General features: G+C 49.2%; 16 protein-coding genes. 5 read left to right on the top strand and 11 right to left on the bottom strand.

All coding sequences use genetic code 11. The features are described from left to right. Positions 1–10 precede the first annotated feature (10 nt). From ccmA to L6H98_RS06955, 7 genes are all read right to left on the bottom strand, one after another. Entirely contained in the window at positions 11–736 is a 726-nt protein-coding gene (gene ccmA / locus L6H98_RS06985; protein WP_236413900.1) for a heme ABC exporter ATP-binding protein CcmA, read from the bottom strand. Beyond that, the gene (locus tag L6H98_RS06980; protein WP_236414348.1) at positions 729–1,550 is read right to left on the bottom strand and encodes an ABC transporter permease; all 822 of its coding nucleotides are present in this window, start codon (positions 1,548–1,550) and stop codon (positions 729–731) included. Before L6H98_RS06980 ends, ccmA begins: the two co-directional genes overlap by 8 nt. A gap of 24 nt (positions 1,551–1,574) precedes the next feature. Further along, positions 1,575–2,150, bottom strand: coding sequence for a nitrous oxide reductase accessory protein NosL (locus L6H98_RS06975; RefSeq protein ID WP_236413899.1), 576 nt, complete (start codon positions 2,148–2,150; stop codon positions 1,575–1,577). Next, positions 2,147–3,427 (bottom strand): NosD domain-containing protein, encoded by a 1,281-nt coding sequence (locus tag L6H98_RS06970; RefSeq protein WP_236413897.1) that lies wholly within the window; start codon positions 3,425–3,427, stop codon positions 2,147–2,149. Before L6H98_RS06970 ends, L6H98_RS06975 begins: the two co-directional genes overlap by 4 nt. Before the next feature lie 358 nt (positions 3,428–3,785). Continuing rightward, positions 3,786–4,910 (bottom strand): metal ABC transporter substrate-binding protein, encoded by a 1,125-nt coding sequence (locus L6H98_RS06965; RefSeq protein WP_236413896.1) that lies wholly within the window; start codon positions 4,908–4,910, stop codon positions 3,786–3,788. A 2-nt stretch (positions 4,911–4,912) separates the two neighbouring features. Further along, positions 4,913–5,770, bottom strand: coding sequence for a metal ABC transporter permease (locus L6H98_RS06960; protein WP_236413894.1), 858 nt, complete (start codon positions 5,768–5,770; stop codon positions 4,913–4,915). Then, positions 5,716–6,423 carry a metal ABC transporter ATP-binding protein gene (locus L6H98_RS06955; RefSeq protein ID WP_236413893.1) on the bottom strand — a complete coding sequence of 236 codons (708 nt, stop codon included), beginning with the start codon at positions 6,421–6,423 and terminating at the stop codon, positions 5,716–5,718. Before L6H98_RS06955 ends, L6H98_RS06960 begins: the two co-directional genes overlap by 55 nt. A 515-nt stretch (positions 6,424–6,938) precedes the next feature. Between L6H98_RS06955 and L6H98_RS06950 the strand changes: the two genes are divergently transcribed. Next, positions 6,939–7,514 carry a methyltransferase domain-containing protein gene (locus tag L6H98_RS06950; protein ID WP_236413892.1) on the top strand — a complete coding sequence of 192 codons (576 nt, stop codon included), beginning with the start codon at positions 6,939–6,941 and terminating at the stop codon, positions 7,512–7,514. Between the two features lie 28 nt (positions 7,515–7,542). Here L6H98_RS06950 and L6H98_RS06945 read toward each other — a convergent pair whose 3' ends face one another. Beyond that, positions 7,543–8,073 carry a hypothetical protein gene (locus L6H98_RS06945; RefSeq protein ID WP_236413891.1) on the bottom strand — a complete coding sequence of 177 codons (531 nt, stop codon included), beginning with the start codon at positions 8,071–8,073 and terminating at the stop codon, positions 7,543–7,545. Positions 8,074–8,313: 240 nt separating this feature from the next. Between L6H98_RS06945 and L6H98_RS06940 the strand changes: the two genes are divergently transcribed. Genes L6H98_RS06940 through L6H98_RS06930 form a run of 3 tightly spaced genes read left to right on the top strand, consistent with a single transcriptional unit; the run spans position 8,314 to position 11,347 of the window. Continuing rightward, positions 8,314–9,597 (top strand): glycoside hydrolase family 27 protein, encoded by a 1,284-nt coding sequence (locus tag L6H98_RS06940; RefSeq protein ID WP_236413890.1) that lies wholly within the window; start codon positions 8,314–8,316, stop codon positions 9,595–9,597. 34 nt (positions 9,598–9,631) lie between these two features. Then, a complete protein-coding gene (locus L6H98_RS06935; protein ID WP_236413889.1) occupies positions 9,632–10,510 on the top strand; it encodes an AraC family transcriptional regulator in 879 nt (292 codons plus the stop codon). 30 nt (positions 10,511–10,540) lie between these two features. Continuing rightward, a complete protein-coding gene (locus L6H98_RS06930) occupies positions 10,541–11,347 on the top strand; it encodes a MerR family transcriptional regulator (RefSeq protein ID WP_236413888.1) in 807 nt (268 codons plus the stop codon). Between the two features lie 49 nt (positions 11,348–11,396). Here the strand turns inward: L6H98_RS06930 and L6H98_RS06925 are convergent, their stop codons facing one another. The 3 genes from L6H98_RS06925 to L6H98_RS06915 form a co-directional block, all read right to left on the bottom strand. Continuing rightward, positions 11,397–11,753 carry a hypothetical protein gene (locus L6H98_RS06925; RefSeq protein WP_236413887.1) on the bottom strand — a complete coding sequence of 119 codons (357 nt, stop codon included), beginning with the start codon at positions 11,751–11,753 and terminating at the stop codon, positions 11,397–11,399. Positions 11,754–12,090: 337 nt separating this feature from the next. Then, entirely contained in the window at positions 12,091–13,104 is a 1,014-nt protein-coding gene (locus L6H98_RS06920) for an ABC transporter substrate-binding protein (RefSeq protein WP_236413886.1), read from the bottom strand. A 166-nt stretch (positions 13,105–13,270) separates the two neighbouring features. Continuing rightward, positions 13,271–14,245 carry a LacI family DNA-binding transcriptional regulator gene (locus L6H98_RS06915; RefSeq protein WP_236413885.1) on the bottom strand — a complete coding sequence of 325 codons (975 nt, stop codon included), beginning with the start codon at positions 14,243–14,245 and terminating at the stop codon, positions 13,271–13,273. Between the two features lie 130 nt (positions 14,246–14,375). On the opposite strand from L6H98_RS06915, the gene L6H98_RS06910 reads away from it, so the two are divergent. Then, positions 14,376–15,842 (top strand): glycoside hydrolase family 1 protein, encoded by a 1,467-nt coding sequence (locus L6H98_RS06910; protein WP_236413883.1) that lies wholly within the window; start codon positions 14,376–14,378, stop codon positions 15,840–15,842. Positions 15,843–15,946: the final 104 nt, after the last annotated feature.

The raw sequence follows: 15,946 nt of genomic DNA, 5'->3' as shown, positions 1-15,946 counted from the left end.
TACGCTAACCTCACTTTAATCCCAAACTGTGGCGAAACGCAGCATGCAGCGTGCCGAATCGTTCCCGGAACCGGGACGTCGGGCCGAAGTCCGCCTGCTGGCCTTGGTTCAGAAACACCACCTCATCGGCAACGTCCTCCGCAATCTCCAATTGGTGCGTCGAGAAAACGACCATCTGCCCCTCGGCCCGGATGCCTTTCATCAACTGAGCGAATTCTTGCATCCAGTACGGGTCTAGTCCGTTCGTCGGCTCATCCATAATGAGCAGCGGCGGTTTGGACAGAACGGCTTGGGCGAAAAGCAATCTTTGCCGCATCCCTTTGGAGAACGTCGTGACGCGTTGCTTTTTGTGATTCCCGAGCCCAACCATTTCTAAAACGTCGGTCACTCTGTCCGTACCGACATTTTTCAAGTCTGCCCAGAACTGAAGCGTCTCCTCGGCGGAAAGGCTGTGGCTGAAGCGAAAATCGTCGGGCATGTATCCGATTTGCTCGGCGAAGCGTGTTCGTTTCGACTTTGGGCTTTGGCCGTTAACGTTCACTTCTCCCGAAGTGGGGAGCATAATGCCTGCTATCATGCGCAGCACGGTGCTTTTGCCTGCCCCGTTTCCGCCGCATAACGCCAGAATCTGTCCGGCATGGATGGTGAATGAAACGTTCTGCACAAGTGCCTTTCCTTTCATTACTTTGCATAACTTGTTGACGTGCACTACATAGGGCATAACGTGGTCAGCCAAGGTATCGCCTCCTTTCCCATATCCGATGAACGATCAGCATGGACAAGGCAATCCAAATGCATAAGGCAATCATGAACATTGCTGTTCCGCCGGGTTTTTGTATCCAGAAAACCCACCGATAATATTCGGGCCCGAGAATCGAACCGCCGCCAAGCTTAATGACAACGAACAATCGGACGAGCTCTGCCGGGTTCAGCAACGTCAAAACAGACAAAAGCGGCTGCACCCATGCGTAAGGAACGAAACCCAGGATCGCAATAAGCAGGGCTGGCCAGGCAATGACCAGGAAGAACCAGACGGAAACCGAAATGGTGAGTGCTTGCCACCGATTGCTGCAGATCGAACCAATCAATAAAGCCACTCCTACGAACATACATACCAACCCTGCTGAAAACATCGTAAACAGCCCATACGTCAACAGGTCCAATGCGTTGCCCATGAATCCGCTGACGACCCCCATCAGTCCGTAACCAAAGAAGACAATCGTAATCAGCACGCAGCACAAACCCAGGTATTTCCCGATCACGAAGGAAGACGTACGCAAAGGATAGGTGGACAACAATTGCCAAGCGCCGTCTTCCCTCTCCGACGTCAACGAAAACGATCCGATGAAGAGGGCCATCAACGGCAGCAGATAGAGAATTAAATTTAGCAAGGAACCCGTCGTACCCGAAAAACCTTCAACGACATTTTGAGCATTCAGCACCAGCAGGCTCAAACCGAACATGCAGAACAATATCAGGAACGAATAAGCCCAAGGGTTGCGGAAACCCAGTTTGATTTCCCGGTTGGCGACGTAAATCAGGTTCGAGATCATGGCATTCCACCGACTTTCGGATTAATGATGACCGGCATCTCCTGCTTTTTCGTTAGCATGATTCGTTTCCTCACTCCCTGCTTCCTGTTCATGACTGTGGGTATGTCCCTGACCTTCCCCATGCATGTCCATGCCCTCCGTATTTTGCTTCCAGTCGTGGGATGCGAGTTCTTCGGCAGTCATGATTCGGCCGACGCCCTGTTCCTGAACGAAGGCTTCGGCGGACGGCTTGTCCTTGAAGCTAACGATGCCGTAAGCCATTGGCGTTCTTAGGGAAGCATCGTAGACATAAGTCGCTTTGCCGTATTCGATCCATTCTTTGTCATTATAATCACGGACATAATCCATGCCGATTTGGTCCGTCCCGTTCTGTTGTTTCCATTCATTCATGCAGCCGATGTCGTCGAATTTGTACGTTTGGCCATCCTTTGTCGTCAGTTGAGTGGCAAAAGCATCGTCTTTAACCTGCATATTGCAAATCACGCATACATCGACGTCCTCATTGATCGGCACAGCCGCATATTTCGCGCCGCAGCCCGATAACAGAAAGATGGACCACAACATGATTAAAGTGAATGTCCAGCATTTCATTTTCATTTTCGTCTTCCTCCCAAATAGAACATATATCCTGCAGCAAGTAATAACAGTCCCCCAAGCCATGGCACGAACCGATTGTTCTCGTTATCTCCTGCGTAAGCCCGGGAAGCAGCATCCAGTTTCATTCGCGGCGAAAGATCGGTGAGCCATTCGCTTCTGCCTTCCGTATGCAGGTCGCTCAGAAACGTCATGCCCGGGGATTGAAAAAACAATTGAAAGGCCGAGTTGCGTTGTATCAAACGCTGATAAAACGGGTTGATGGCATAAGCCGCCTCACTTACCCCGTCCCCGTTGAGGTCAAGGCCCTGAAACGAATCCCAGTAGTTGTGGCGGATGACGTTGTTTCGGCTATCCACCGCTTGCGCTTCGATCACGTTCGATACGAATCGGTTGGAGTGAAGCTCGTTTCCCTCCGCATGGTTGAATTGCACGCCAACGAAATTTCGCAAAAGATCGTTTCGGCTGATCTCGTTTTCGGAAGACTCCTGGATATACAATCCGACACGGTTTCCCTCAAGTACATTATCCGCGACGATCGAACGCTGCACGTCATAGAGCAGAATGCCTTGGGAATGAACATTTTCGCTTTGTTTGCGGAACGTATTTCCCGTAACTACAGCTTTATTGGCACCCATGACCATGGCTCCGGTTACATTTCCCTCGCCCAGATTTCCCGTAATGCTCGAAAGGTGGACATACATTAAGTGAATGGCATATCTGTTGCCGAATAACCTATTATTGGCGACCTCGATGCTGCGGCTGTTTTCCATGTAAATGCCATCGCGCACATCGTGAATTTCGTTATCCGTGATCCGGATTTCCTGCGATGCATACAGGTCGATCCCATTTCCCTTCAGCGCATTCTTCGTGCTCGACGGCCCCGTCCAACGAATGAGATTATGCTGCAGGGTTCCTTGGCTGGCTTTTCTAAGAATGATGCCGTAACCTTGGCTCTCTATATCAAGATCGGACAGAACGACCTGATTTGCCGTCACGTGAATTGCTGCATGCTCGCCGAGATGTTCTTGCCGCACGCGAAACCCTGTTAATCTCACCTCGTCGGATTGAACCGAAATGGCGGGAGCTGCCTTTGGATTGATCAGCACGACGGAATCATCGCCCTGAATCGTAACGCTTTTGTCGATGACGATCGGTCCCGAATATGTACCTGGTGCCAATGTAATGACTTCGCCATTAACAGCGCGGTCGATCCGTGGCTGCAAGGGGATCGGGCCGCTGCTATTTTCAGCAAAGGCAATGCCGTAAAAAGACAACATGCTCATTAGTCCCAAAGCAAGCATGCTGACAAGCCATCGAAATAACAGCTTTTCATCAAACAAGAACAGCGAACGCGTTGATCCGGCTGCTTTTGGAATGGAATTTCCCTCCTTTCATCATGGATTTCGTCATTGCCACGAAAGGATTACAACGTCATCGATAACAACAAACTGTGTTTAGTGTACAAACATTTGCCTCTTTCCCATATAGCTCGACGTAGCTATACCCATTTGGAAATTGTGTCCAATTTGTGATGGAATTCATGATATGCAGTGCACAAAAAGACGTTGACCACAAAAGTCAACGCGTTCTCGTTTATTGGATTTGTATACATGGATTCGTGTTTGCAACGTATCGCTATTCGTTCAATGCTGTTTTTAATGCTTCAAGGTTGCTGCGCATCACGCGCACATAGTCGTTTCCTGCGGCAAGCTCTTCTTCCGTAAGTCCCTCAATGGGATTCAAAACATCTGTTTTCGCTCCGATCTCTTTAGCGATCGTGTCGGCCACTTTGGAAGAGACCAGTGTTTCGAAGAAGATCGTTTTAACGTTGTTCTCCTTGGCAAACTGCACGATGTCTGCCATTTGGGCCGGAGATGGCTCCTGATCGGGGGACAATCCAGCGATCGGTACCTGCGTCAACCCGTATTGTTTGGCCAAATAACCAAAGGCTGCGTGCTGCGTAATGAAATCTTTGCGTTTGCTATCCTTCAAACCTTCCGTAAATTCGTTGTCCAGCGCTTCGAGTTCGGTGACGTATGCATCGGCATTGGCTTTAAACTGTTCTTTGTATTCCGGGGCAACTTCGGATAATCCTTTTTCAATATTACGAACCTCTTGAATCGCCAGCTGCGGCGACAACCATACGTGAGGGTCCAGACCGCCGTGATTGTGAACATGCCCGCTTTCATCATGCGAGTGTTCCTCATGTGCATGCTCGCCATGTTCATGGTCATGCTCTTCTTCGGAATGCGCTTCCTCTCCATGGTCGTGATCATGATCATCGGCATGAGCCTCATCGCCGTGAGAATGAGAATGGCCTTCTTCTTCCGAGCCTTCCATAATGTCGATTCCTTGGCTTGCTTCAATGGCTTTCAGATTCGAGCCTGTGGCGCTATCCAATGCTTGGCCTACCCAGCTTTCCAAACCGGCACCGTTATATACCAGCACGTCGGCTTCGGTCAGCTTTGCCATGTCCTGTGCGGTCGGCTCCCAATCATGCGGCTCCATGCCTGCTGGCACCAAATTTTCGACATTGGCCAAATCTCCGGCGACGTGACGAGTGAATTCGTACATCGGATAGAAGCTGGTCTTGATCTCCAGCTTTTTCTGTGCAGCATCGTCAGTGGATGTTTCGGTCGTTGAAGACGCTGTGTTATCGGATGCTGAAGAGCCCGCACTGTTCGATTTCGTGCCGCATCCGGCCAGAACCAATACAAGCGACAAAGCTAAAAAGATAAAACTGCGATTCCAAAATTTCATATTCATGCACTCCTTTTGTTCATTCGTTCTTTGGCATATTTCACGCTTCGCCGGCTGCGGCGCTGCAGCAGCTTTTGGAAAAGCATCGTGACAAGCAGGAAAACGAGCAAAACCAATGCGATTGTACCGCCAGGCGGTGTGTCGATGTAGTAGGACAAGCTCAAACCGGAAAAAATACCGGCCAGACCGGTGCCAATCGCGATATGTATCGCGGCTGCAAACCCTGGCGCAATCCTTAACGCAAGCGAGGCGGGCAGCACGATCAATGCCGACACCAAAAGCACGCCCACAACCGGCATCGCTGCCGCTACGGTCATGCCGGTCAGTACGGCAAAGGAAAAGGACAGCAGCTTCACCTTTGCGCCCGAAATCGTGGCTGTCTCTTCGTCAAAGGTCAGGTTGTATAACGGACGTCTTAAGATAATAAAGTACACCAGTCCTGTAAGCAGCACCGCAGCAATCAACAGCAGTTGGGTGTCGTTTACGGCAACGATGGAACCAAACAAGTAGGAACTCAAGCTTTTGCTCCAATTTTGCTTAAGACTCATCAGGACAACGGCGAGTGCCAGGCCGGAGATCATGATAATCGCTACCGGGAGCTCGCTGTAGGTGCGATAAGAGCGCCGAAGCTGCTCGATCAGTATGCCTCCAAGGATCGCTACGGCAAATCCGCTGAGCGAAGGATTAAGCGACAAGGCCGATCCCAACGCCACGCCGGCAAGGGAGACATGCGAGAGCGTGTCGGCCATCAGCGCTTGTCGGCGCAGCATCAAATACACTCCCAGAATCGGGGCAATGATGCCGATCATTGCGCCTGCCCAGAAAGCACGCTGCATGAATTCGTAACCAAACATCGCCATCCCTCATCCTCCCTTCTTTCCAGTTCGATGACCGTGTCAAGATACTGTGCCAATTCCTCCAGGCCGTGGGTAACCATAATTACCGTTTTCCCATGCGCTGTCACGTTATCCTTCAAAAATCGATACAGCTCGATCCGGCTCTTGGCATCCAAACCGGTCACCGGTTCGTCCAGCACGAGTACATCCGGTTCCTGGGCAAGCGCCCGTGCGATGCATACGCGTTGTTTCTGGCCACCCGACAGCTCGCCGACCTTGCGATGACGGTATTCCCACATGCCGACCTGCCGTAAGCTTTGCTCAACCACGTCATGCATATGTTTGCTGAATCGGCCGAAACACCCCAAGCGCGCATAACAACCTGAACGCACCAGCTCGATGACACTGCTTGGGAAGCCGGCATTGAAGGAAGATACTTGCTGCGGCACGTATCCCACGATCACCTTCGTTCCGTCTTCCCGCACATTATTGAACGACACCGTACCGCTCCAAGGTTTGAGCAATCCAAGCATCAGTTTGAGCAAGGTCGTTTTGGCAGTTCCGTTAGCCCCCGTGATTCCGATGAACCGTCCGGCAGCAATGTCTAGCGAGAGTTGTTCGATGACCGGTTCATGGCCATAGCCAAATACAACATCCCGCAAAGAGGATAAGATCATGTCTGGCACTCCTATTAATCGTAATAATTACGTTTTGCAAAAGCTAGTTTATCGTAATTATTACGATTTGTAAACCGGATCTATTCCTTTTTTCTATAAAACGCCCTCCTTTCCTCCATTCTTCGTACGTGCTAAAACGCCAAAAAAGCCGCCATAAAGCGACTTCTCACGGTTCTGTAATCGTTCCTTGTCAACGAAGGTTGGCAAGGTTTTTTTTGTTGCCTTTATATCCACTCCGTATCGCTATATAAATCGCAGTGGCCTGGTGTGATTAATTAGTACGGTTTATATAGCAACGAATTCTTTAGAATTTCTTTAGAAATATCCCCGGTGGTTCCTAAGTTATGTTCATTAAGATAGCCATGAAGCCGATCATCGAAAAATTGCCCTGCTTCCAACCACGAGTGCGTGATGTTGGACCATTACCTTTTTTGCAGCAGGCACGTATGCTGGTTAGCATATATCTTGGCTTCGCTTCTATTTTTGCAATGTTAACGGAAATGGAGGTGGAAACGTTGACTCTGAATGAAAATCTAATATTTTTGAGAAGCTTCATTCAAAGCCCGAAACGGGTCGGAAGCCTCATGCCGAGCTCCCGTTTTTTGGCGAACGCCATGGTGAAACATGCGCCATGGCATGATATGAAGGCCGCCGCGGAGCTTGGGTCGGGTACGGGAGCAATCACCCGCCAAATTCAAGCCCGGGCAACCGAAGCGACAAAGGTGTTTTTGTTCGAAATGGACGCGGCCATGCGAAACAATTTGCAGGCCGAATATCCGCGTTTCACCTGTCATGCCGATGCGACCCACCTGGTGGAAACGATCCAACAAGCGAATGTCGAGCAATTGGACTGCATTTTTAGCGGACTTCCCTTTTTCAATTTCGAGCGCAAACTGAGGGATGCATTGGTCGAACAGATTCATTCGGCTCTGAAACCTGGCGGGCAGTTCATTGCTTTCCAGTATTCGCTTCAAATGAAAAAGCAATTGACCGAAACATTTGTCATCGATAAAGTGGAATTCGTTCCGCTCAACTTCCCTCCGGCTTTCGTTTATGTCTGTCGTAAAAGGGAAATAAATAAGCTGCAATGATGAGGATAGCGCCTGTTCCATGTCATGCTCATTCTGCGGGTAATGACAAATCGTTAAGCTCATTGCGCAAAAACGGATCAAGATGATCGGCAGCAAGCAGCTCGTGAACGAGGTCCTGATTGACCAACCTTTTATTGGACTGCAAATACTGAAACAACATATCGCCTTTCGTTCCGCGATCCATTAATCTGTAAGCAACATACCAGACTTCCGGATGGGAAACATGGACTCCGTCCCAGACGCTCATACGCCGGATGGGCAATTTAACCACACCCTTGCCTGAATATATAGCAAAGCCCCCGATGATATCCACGTTCAATGAAGGCAAACTCAATCGGTATTCGCTGGCAAACGGGGGGTCTCCACTCGGCTGTTCTTTGTAGTCGAATCCATGGATGGCTTCCAGCAGCTCGACTTTGGAGCATTCAACCGTCAAGTCCCAATCGTTTACGCTTTGAATCAAGTTCAGATAACGCAGTAATCCGCTGCCGCCTAAAGCGTAACGGACGCCTCTCGCATCCAGCCGTTCGACCAAAGGAAGCAGCTGCCGGTGGTCCATACGTTTCCCTCCATTCCATACCCTTTGGTAGTCTCGATGTTCATCATATTTATTCCATTTCAGCCCATTATATCATGATTCAGCCTATCTAACCCGTTACAGGCATTACAACGTGGATCGTCACGCCAATAGAACAGCAATATTTTACAACCTGAGCAATACTTTATGATTGTCCCTTATCCTTCGTTCCCATAAAATGAAGCCAGAACATACTTTATCAACGAAAGATGGGATCTGGACATGAATCATCACCAATTTGCACTTACCCCGCCTATGGGCTGGAATAGCTGGGATTGTTATGGTGCTGCCGTGCGCGAAGAAGAGATTCGCGGAAATGCGGAGTATATGGCAGAGCACTTGAAGGCGTATGGATGGGAATACGTGGTCGTCGATATCCAATGGTACGAACCGGGAGCAATATCTTCGCAGTATCGGCCGTTTGTGCCTTTGGAAATGGACGAATACTCTCGGCTGATGCCAGCCGTTAACCGCTTCCCTTCTGCCGCCGGGGGCAAAGGATTCAAACCATTGGCGGATTACGTGCACAGTTTGGGCCTGAAGTTCGGCATCCACATCATGCGCGGCATCCCGCGTCAAGCTGCCCATGCGGCAACGCCGATTCTGGGCACCTCGGCCACGGCTCGGGACATCGCCCACCCGAATTCGATCTGCCCTTGGAACACGGACATGTACGGCGTAGATGCAGCCAAAGAAGGTGCTCAGGCCTATTACGATTCATTGTTTGAACTGTATGCATCCTGGGGCGTCGACTTCGTTAAAGTGGATGACATTGCTGCATCCCGCCTGTATCAAGCCCATTTGCCTGAAATCGAAATGATTCGCAAAGCCATTGACCGCAGCGGCAGAGAGATGGTTCTCAGCCTTTCACCGGGGCCAGCCCCTCTGGAGCACGCCGAGGAATTCAAAGCCAATGCCAACATGTGGCGCATGACCGACGATTTCTGGGATCTGTGGCCCCTGCTGCTCGGCATGTTCGAACGCTGCGAGAAGTGGGCCGAACATGTGGAGCCAGGCCAGTGGCCTGATTGCGACATGCTGCCGCTCGGCCATCTCGGCATTCGTTCCGTGGACGGCGGAGGCAGCGATCGGTGGACGCGGTTTACCAAGGACGAACAATTGACGATGATGACCTTGTGGTCCATTTTCCGTTCGCCACTCATGTTTGGCGGAGAAATGCGGGACAACGACGATTGGACGCTATCCCTCTTGACCAACCGGGACGTGCTTGATCTGCACAGAAACGGCTTTGGCGCACGCCAGGTATCCCGTGAGGATAACAAGGTTGTATGGCAAGCCAATCATACGGACGGCTCCGTGTACGTCGCATTGTTTAATGTTGGTGACGAAGCGGCCACCGTCTCCGTTCGATTGCAGCAAATCGGCGTAACCCGCTCCTCTGGCGCGAAAGAGCTTTGGACAGGACAGCACGTTAACGTCAATGACGGGACGTTGTCTGCCGAGATTGCTCCGCATGGAGCCGCATTGTATAGACTCGAACCGTAAACTTCCATATACTTAGAAGATGACTAAACCAAAATTGAATCAGCCTGAGTATTCAACGATCGGGTTCCGTTTTTCCGAAGCGGCAGCCATGGGCCTTTATGAACTATATGCCGTCGGTCGCGACCAGGTCTCGTCCCCCCTCTATTCCTGGGACGGATTGAAGCGGTCCGACGGCCCCCTTTTTCTTTTTCAATATACGTTATCCGGACAAGGACGCCTCCGTGTAGGCAGCAAAGAGTACCTCGTTCCGGAGGAGACGGCATTGCTCGTGGAAATCCCGGACGATCACTGTTATCGCTTCGATGACCGTGACGAATCCTGGGAATTCCTTTTTTTGCTGTTTCGTCCTACAGGGCTGCAGGACCACTGGCATGCCGTCAAAAAAAAGTACGGCCCGATCGTTCCCATTCCGCGTCACCATTCGGTAATCCATACATTGGAGCATATCTTTCTCGATGCCAGGGATGGTCAGCTATCGGATGCATTCCGTGCTTCGTCATCCGTCTACCGATTCATGATGGAATTGAGACGTTATACCAGCCATACAGACGGAGACGGCGACCATCCGGAAGCGATTCGCAAGGCTTTGGCCTGGATGGAGGAGCATTATCCGGTTATTCCAGGCGTTGATGTTTGTGCGCAGGCGGCAGGTTTGTCCAAGTTTCATTTTATTCGAAGATTTACGGCAACCATAGGAATGTCCCCGCTGCAGTATTTGACCAAGATCCGGCTCGGCCATGCCGTGCGATTGCTGCGCGAAACCGATCTTAGCATTGAGGAAATTGCCCAACAAGTGGGCTTCTCGGGAAGCAGTTATTTTATCAAAGTCTTTCACGGCATTGTCGGATGTTCGCCAGGCGAATTCCGCAAGGCAAAAAGCCATTTGGCGTTCCATCGTTTGTTTTTTGACTGATTACTTATTGAAGAAGGATTGGATCGAGGCATGAAAAGTGTTTTTAAAATCAATGAAATATCCAAACTGTATCAAATCGGCGCGGACTCCTTGCGTTATTACGAGAAATTGGGCGTGCTCCAGCCACGACGGGACACCAATGGATATAGGCTCTATGGCTTGCATGACATATACAAATTGAACATTATTCGCGATTTGCGCCAATTGGATTTCTCCATGCAGCAGATCAAAGAGTACTTGGACCATCAAAGCATTGATAGTACGCTTTCGTTGTTCCATACAGAGGAGGCGCTGATCAGCGAACAGATCGAAAGGCTGCGTTTCAAGCAACAACTTATCCAGGAACGAATCCATGTCTTGTCTGCAGCAAAGAACATTGAAACTGGAGTATTCACGATCAAATCCTATCCCGATCGGCCTTGCTTACAGCTAAAGATGCGGATCACGAGGGATGAGGAAATGGACTTGGCGATCAAAAAGCTGCATCAAAAGCATGAAAGCAAAATCCGTGATTTTGGCAATCAATTATTCGGAGCATCCGTGGCTGTCGAGGAATTGCAGGCAGGCATGAAGGAGGTGTTCGACTCCATCTTTTTCATTTTGGATCGAAACGCCCGCGACTACGATGATCTGCTTCCCGCCGGGGAGTACCTTTCACTTTGTTACCGAGGGGATTATACTCAGAGTGCAAAGCGGATCATGGACGTCATGGACCATGCCAGTGAAAACGGATATACATTGCTGGATGCCCCTTTCGAAATCTATGAAATCGACAACCGGGAAACGATCCATACCGATGAATTTTTGACGGAGATTCAGGTTCGCATCGCGAAATAGCGGCTTTATCACTCCAATTCGTTGAGAGGGAAGGCCTTTTTTCTTTTATCTACATAGGATCGGTCGCCCAAAGAATTCCAATTCGCTCTGTATCGATCCCGATGACCCCTGTATCATAGGTATACGTTTCGCCATCTGTAATAGACGTCCAGGCATAGAGTTTGAAAGAGCCGTCAGAAGTATCGAACAGTCCATTCGTGTAAAATTCTGCCTCTGGTCCGAATTGATTCAGATAACAGTTGCTTATGGAGTGCGCAAACGGCTTAGAATTTATGGCCAGGTTGTGGGTCATTTCCATGGTAAAGATGAATTCAAGAATCTGATGGGCATACTCCCTCGTTACCGATCTCCAATGATGTTCGATTCTCGACGAGTTATGCCCCATTTTGACCAATAAATCATTCATCCATTTTTCGTTCTCTGCTTCCCTTTTTTCTATTCAATACGTGACTTTCCCAACATTTCTGGTGGATATCAGCTTTTTAAAAGCTTCGTCATCTAGTACCACGGATCATTTCCTCCCTGTATCATAACTTGTAACAATCGCTGATACGACGAATACCCCAAAGCAAGCTCCCAGCATACACCCTCAAATATTCTGTATTTCTCGATGTATCCCTTCTCTTCGAACGTTATATCCTATTTAAATAGACGTGAAATAAAACGAGTACTCCTGAACCGCCGCTAGGAAGCCTTTCAGGAATACTCGTTTTTATGGTTAAACGTTATGGACGGATAAGGATTTATTTGGCGGAAAGCAAGCTATCGGTAATAAACTTCAACTGGCCTTCCAAAGAAATGGGATCATTGTACGTGTCCGAGGTAGGGTCAAGCTGGAATACATGTCCGGCCTTCACCGCAGGCAGATTAGCCCAGATCTTGTTCTCGTAAACAATCTGCGGATCACTTGTATCGCCCGACCATGGACTCGTAAAGATGATGTCACCCGCGTATTCCGGCAGCACTTCCATTGAAATGGAAGCCCAGCCTGTTCCGCTGTCGATCGCTTCGGCTTGAGCCTTGGCTGGCGCTTTAAGGCCAAATTCCCCATAGATGATCTCCCCGCCGCGGCCGAAATTATGGCCAAATACATATAGCCCCTTCGAATACGGGTTGAGGATCGAAACCGTGCGGTCGCCTACCGCGGCCTTCACCTGCGGCTTCAGTTCGTTAATCTTGGCTTCCCAGTTCGCGACCCATGCTTTGGCCGCATCTTCCCGATTGGTCAGTTTGCCCAGCTCCAGCATGAGGTCTTTGTAGTTTAGCGCACCATACTTGAGCTGTACGACGGGAGCAATCTGGGATAATTGGTCAATTCCCTCGGTTCCTGTATAAGCGATGATCAAGTCCGGCTGCAGGCTGACGATTTGCTCGGCTGTCGGCTGCTCGCCCAGGTCCGTCGTACCTTGGCCGGCCAATTGATCTTTAATGTATTTGTTGTTCATCGCGCCCGAGAGCGCTCCGACGACCGGTGCATCCAGCGCAACGAAATAACCTGTCGAGAATGCGGTCAGATCAACGATGCGTTGCGGATTTTTAGGCACTTGTATCTCACCCGCATCAGACTGATACGTCACCGTTTCTTCTTCCGTTACCGCTGTTGCCTCCGAAGAACTTGTATCGGTCGAACGGTCCGCTCCCGCAGACGCATTCGTTGTCGTCTCGGTCGTTGTAGTCGCTTTTTGGCCGCATGCACTCAGCACTAACACCATGGCCAGTACAAGCATAAGCCAGATTGAAGTTGTCCGTTTCAACAAATGAATCCACCCTTTTTTAATGATATTGATAATCGTTATCAACTTTATCATGCGGGTACACTTTTGACAAGACTATTTGTTGGCCCAGCCCGTATGAATTCATGCCCCATGTCATTCAACGCAAAAAGCCGCGATATCGCGGCTTTTCGAGACTTGAATCTTTCATTCAAGTCGATTCACGGACAATCAATTGGAATTCCAAATTCCGATATTCGAAAGGCTTGCACTGAAGCTTGTTCATGAAAATCCGAAACATGTCCTGTCCAATGTTTTTGAGCGGATTCGTGATATTCGTGAGCTGCATGGCGTCGGCCACCTGACTTTCGTCAGCTTCAAATCCTACCACGGCGATATCTTCAGGCACCCGAAAACCGCTCGAACGTGCCGAAGATAGAATACCACTTGCAACGAAATCGTTGGTGGTTACGATCGCATGGGGTTTATCGGCAAGCCTCTCCAGTTTCTTGAATGCCGCAATTCCGTCTTCCACCGTGCGGACGCCGTAGAGCATCCACTCTTCTTTATGCGGTAACCCGTATTTCTCCAATACATCCATGTATGCCTGAATTCTTCGCTTGCTGTTGGTGCTATGTTTCCTTCCGATCGTACAGGCGATATGGTGATATCCTCTCTCTACCAGATGCTCTATCCCCAATCGAAATCCTTCATAATGGTCCATGTATACCGAAGGTATTTTGCCGCTGTTCAAAGGTTCGCATGTCACAATCGGTCCGTATTCCGTATATTTCTCGATCGTTTTCCAGCTCATCAACCGCCTTAACACGATCAGCCCGTCTACCTTTTTTTGGCGCAGCAATTCCAGTGCTGCCTGCTCCTGGTCAGCTTGTTCGTCCGTTTGGTAAATGAGAACCTGATATCCCTCTTTCTTGCCTTCAAGAGCGATTCCATTGATATATTGCATGTAATAATTGTTGATCGTCGGCGTCATGACACCGATAATTTTGGTTCGGCCTACCTTTAGCTGAACGGCATTGATGTTCGGAATATAGTCGAATTCCTTCATAATTTTCATCACGTGTTCCCGGGTCGTTTCATTAACGTGAGGATGATTATTCAATACGCGAGAAACCGTACTTCTCGAAACTCCGGCAATTTCTGCGATTTTTGTGATGTTGATCATGTGAGCCACCCCGCGAAATTTGTGCTTGACCTGGAATGCATTCCAGCGTTTAGCATGAGCCTATGAGGATTGTTCATGAATCCTTCAGACTACTAAATTCTATCACTTATACTACTTCGGAGGTCAAGTCATGGAACATGTGAAAAAAGGTTTCCCTAAAAATTTCCTGTGGGGCGGAGCGGCTGCGGCCATGCAAACAGAAGGCGCTTATGATGCGGATGGCCGGGGGTTGTCCGTAAGTGACGTATTTACGTTCGATTCCAAGCAGGATAAAAAATATTGGCTGGACCAATGGCATATGATGACACATCGTCAGGTCCAGGAAGCTCTCGATCCAGCAATTCAAAAAAACTATCCGAAACGCCGCGGTAATGATTTCTACCATCGCTATGAAGAAGATATCGAGCTTTTTGCGGAGATGGGTTTCAGCACCTACCGGACGTCCATCGCATGGACCCGCATTTTTCCGAACGGCGATGAACTGGAGCCAAATGAACTAGGGCTTGCTTTCTATGACAAAGTATTCGACAAGTTACTTGAGCACCAGATCGAACCTGTCGTTTCCTTGACGCATTACGATATGCCATTACATCTCGTTAATGCTTACGGCGGTTGGACCAACCGCAAATGCATCGATTTTTTCGTTCGTTTTGCAGAAACCGTATTCCGTCGCTACAAAGACAAAGTGAAATATTGGATCACCTTTAACGAAATGAACTGCCTCAAACATCATCCTTTCGTCAGTGCAGGAATTATTGAGGAAGGCCACCCTAATCTCGAACAAGCCAAGTATCAAGCAGCTCATCATCAATTTCTTGCAAGCGCTTTGTCCGTCAAAGCAGCGCATGAGATCATTCCCGGTTCTATGGTCGGCTCCATGATCAGTTATCTGTTATTATATCCAAACACCTGTAATCCGGATGACGTCTTGGAAACCCAACATGAAGAACGTGTCTCCTTTTTCTTCAGTGACGTTCAAGTTAGAGGGTACTATCCCTCTTATTCCGCAAGAATGTTCGAAGAAAAAGGCGTTGTGTTGCAAACCGAGCCAGGTGATGATGCGATCCTTCGCGAAAACATCGTCGATTACATTGCGATCAGCTATTATATGTCCAACAATGCAAGTGCCACGGCAGAGCAGCACGAAAAAGCAAGCGGCAATCTGATTGGCGGCGTAAAAAACCCATATCTCGAGCAAAACGAATGGGGATGGCAGATCGATCCAAAAGGGTTGCGGTATGCGCTGAACAATCTGTACGATCGCTATCAGAAACCTTTGTTCATTGCGGAAAACGGCATAGGCGCCATCGATACGATCCGAGAAGACGGCACCATTCAGGATGATTATCGCATCGATTACCTGAAAAAACATATCGAGCAAATGCGTGAAGCCATCCATGATGGCGTCGATCTGATCGGTTACACGGCCTGGGGACCCATCGATATGATCAGCGCTTCGACGTCGCAAATGTCCAAACGGTACGGTTTTGTATACGTCGATCAGGACGATGAAGGTAATGGCTCTCTTAAACGCATCAAAAAGAAAAGCTTTGACTGGTACAAGCAAGTCATTGCAAGTAACGGCGAAACGTTGTAATACCAACGATTTACCGTTCAGCACTTACTTCAAGGCCGGTTTTCAAGGGAAACGGGGATGATCGATCCCCTATTCCATTCCCTTGATTGCCGGAAAACGAACAC

The organism is Paenibacillus sp. JJ-223 (assembly GCF_927798175.1).
Classification (GTDB): Bacteria; Bacillota; Bacilli; order Paenibacillales; family Paenibacillaceae; genus Paenibacillus; species Paenibacillus hubeiensis.
Note: the sequence above shows the minus strand (reverse complement) of the source record. Positions and strands in the feature narration are given on the sequence as shown.